The following is a 2627-nucleotide window of genomic DNA, read 5'->3' on the forward strand; positions in this document are numbered from 1 at the left end:
CTCCCGCAGAAGCCGGTTCCGCCGCCCCCGTCGCCCAGGCCGCCCGCGCCGGAGCCCGCGCCCTCCGCGCAGCAGCCGACGCCGTCGCCCTCGGCGAAACCGGCCCCGAAACCGAAGCCGAAGCCCACTCCCGCCAGGCCGACGCCCGCCAAGCCCAGTCCGCCGCCGGTGCCGACCAAGGCGCCGGTGCCGCCTGTACCGCCTCCGCCGAAGCCCACGCCGAGCCCGAAGCCGCCACCGCCTCCCCCTCCGGCGGACTATCAGGTGAACCAGTTGTCGTACGACCTCTTCGGCGACAAGACCAAGCCCGAGGTGCGGCTCATCGGAAGCAGCTGGATGTGGCAGCGCTCCGGCCTGTCCATCGGCGGCACCCGGTACGCACATGGCGTCACGACGCACGCGTCGTCGTCGGTCACCATCGATCTCAACCGGAGCTGTGCCACCTATGCGGCCCTGGTCGGCGTGGACGATCTGACGCGGCGCCTCGGTTCCGTGCGCTTCTCGCTGTACGGCGACGGCGAACGGCTCTGGCGCTCGCCCGTGCTGCGCGGCGGCGATCCGGCCGTACCCGTACAGGTGGGCATCTCGGGACGGAAGACGATCCGGCTGGTGGTCGAGCCGTACCGGCCGCTCGGCGCGGTGGCGCTGGCCGACTGGGCGCAGTCCCGGATCAGTTGCCTCTGACGCATCCTGGCAGCTACGGCGGATCCGCCAGCTACGGCAGCTCCAGCTCCAGCTCCAGCAGATCCACGACCTGGGCCGGAGTGAGGGGCCGTCCCGCCTCGCGCTCCGTCTCGTACCGCCGAGGGCCCAGCACCTCGCGGGCGCGCGCCTCGGTCCTCTCCGCCTCGGCCCGTTCCGGTACGGAACGCGGGCAGTCGGCCCGCCAGGCGGCGGTGGCGGCAAGCAGCCGTACGGCCGGTCCGGGCTCATCGGCGAGCAGCAGCATCGGCGCTCCCAGCTCGGCGAGCTGGGCGACGACGTTGTCCGAGAGCCGGCTCTCCCTCGCCGCACGCAGCACGGCTGCCAGCGAGCGCGCCGCCGCGACCGGTCCCGCGCCCTCGTGCAGGGAGATCCGCGCGTCCAGCGCGTCGACTCCGGCCGTGAAATGCGGCGGCGGTGAGCCCTGCTCCGCCGCGCGCCGCGCCCGGTCCAGCAGCGCTCCGGCCCGCCCGGACTCACCTCGGTCGAGGGCGAGGACCGCGCGCATGAAGTACACGAAGGCAAGCGCGTCCTGGACGTGGTGGCGCTCGGCCTCGGCGAACGCTTCGTCCAGGCCCTTCTCCGCCGCGGCCGTGTCACCGGCCCGGTAGGACAGTTCGGCGAGACGGGCCAGCAGGTACGGCGCCTCGGCGTGTGCTCCGACCGCGCGGGCGAAGCGCAGCGCTTCCTCGTACGCGCCGCGCGCCTCCTCGTACCGTCCGCGCACCGTGCTCGCCTCGCCTCTGGCACTCGCCACCTGGGCAAGCATCCAGCGGTCACCGACGCGGCGGCTCACCTCGCGCAGCTCGGCCAGGTCCTCGTCGACGCCCGCCAGCCCGCCGGGCACGTCGACCATCATGTTGGCGCGTCCCATCAGCATGATGCCGACCTCCCAGTCGCCGCCGTGCTCACGGCAGTTGGCGATGGAGGCATCGATCAAGGCGCGCATGTCGACCGTCCGGTCGAAGAGATGGGCGAGCAGCCACCAGAGCAGCCCCGGGAAGCGGGCCGACTGCGGACCAGGTCTGCTGAAGGCGCGCAGAATCCGCCGGACGGTCCTCTGGAGGTGCGGGTCGGTGCGTAGCTTCTCGCTCTGGCCGCTCTCACCGATGAGGAAGAGGCGCAGTACCTGGAGCCGCATCCGGGACCAGTACAGGGCGTTGTCCGGGTCCTCCGGGTCCTCCGAGTCCTCCGGACCGTCCGCGCGGCTCGCGTCCTGGTGGTCGGCCGGGTCCTCCGATTCATCCGGGTCGTCCGGGCGGGCCGGCTCGGCAGGGCCCAGGGCCAGGGCGTGTTCCGTCCAGGACAGGCCCTCGGGACGGTAGTTGCGCAGCCACCAGAACCAGCCCATGGCGAAGACCAGCCGCAGCGTGGACTCCTCGTCGCGCGCCAGAACGCCACGGTGGAGGGCCGCGCGGATGTTGTCGAGCTCGGTCTCAAGACGGCGGATCCATGGGAGCTGTTCGCCGGAGCGCAGACGCGGCTCGGCCGTCTCCGCCAGGCCGGTGAAGTATGCCGTGTGGGCGCGCTCCGCGGCGGCCCGTACGGCCGGGGCCTCGGCAGCGCGTTCGACGGCGTACTCATGGATGGTCTCCAGGAGGCGGTACCGCATCCCGCCGTCGGGACCGGGCGCCGGCGCGGCCACGACGAGCGACTTGTCGACCAGCGCGCCGAGCAGATCGGGCACGGCGGAAGAATCCACTCCCGAGGAAGCAGCCACTCCCGGCGCACCCGGCGCACCCGGCGCGGCCGGCGCGGCCGGCGCGGCCGGAACCTCGGCACATACGGCCTCCGCCGCCGTCAGATCCCAGCCCCCCGCGAAGACGGACACCTGGCGCAGCACCGTACGTTCCCGCTCGTCCAGCAGGTCCCAGGACCAGTCGACCACGGCGCGCAAGGTCTGCTGGCGTGGCAGTACGGTTCTG

1 protein-coding gene and 1 pseudogene are annotated in these 2627 nt (G+C 73.2%); one reads left to right on the plus strand and one right to left on the minus strand.

Annotation, left to right across the window (positions count from 1 at the left end; genetic code table 11):
* The first annotated feature begins 264 nt into the window (after window positions 1-264).
* Entirely contained in the window at window positions 265-684 is a 420-nt protein-coding gene (locus tag GA0115259_RS42955; RefSeq protein ID WP_345941038.1) for an NPCBM/NEW2 domain-containing protein, read from the plus strand.
* Between the two features lie 31 nt (window positions 685-715).
* On the opposite strand, the pseudogene GA0115259_RS40650 reads toward GA0115259_RS42955, so the two are convergent.
* Window positions 716-2627 (minus strand): annotated as a pseudogene (locus GA0115259_RS40650) (AfsR/SARP family transcriptional regulator); the annotation flags it as partial.

The organism is Streptomyces sp. MnatMP-M17 (assembly GCF_900091995.1).
Taxonomy (GTDB): Bacteria; Actinomycetota; Actinomycetes; order Streptomycetales; family Streptomycetaceae; genus Streptomyces.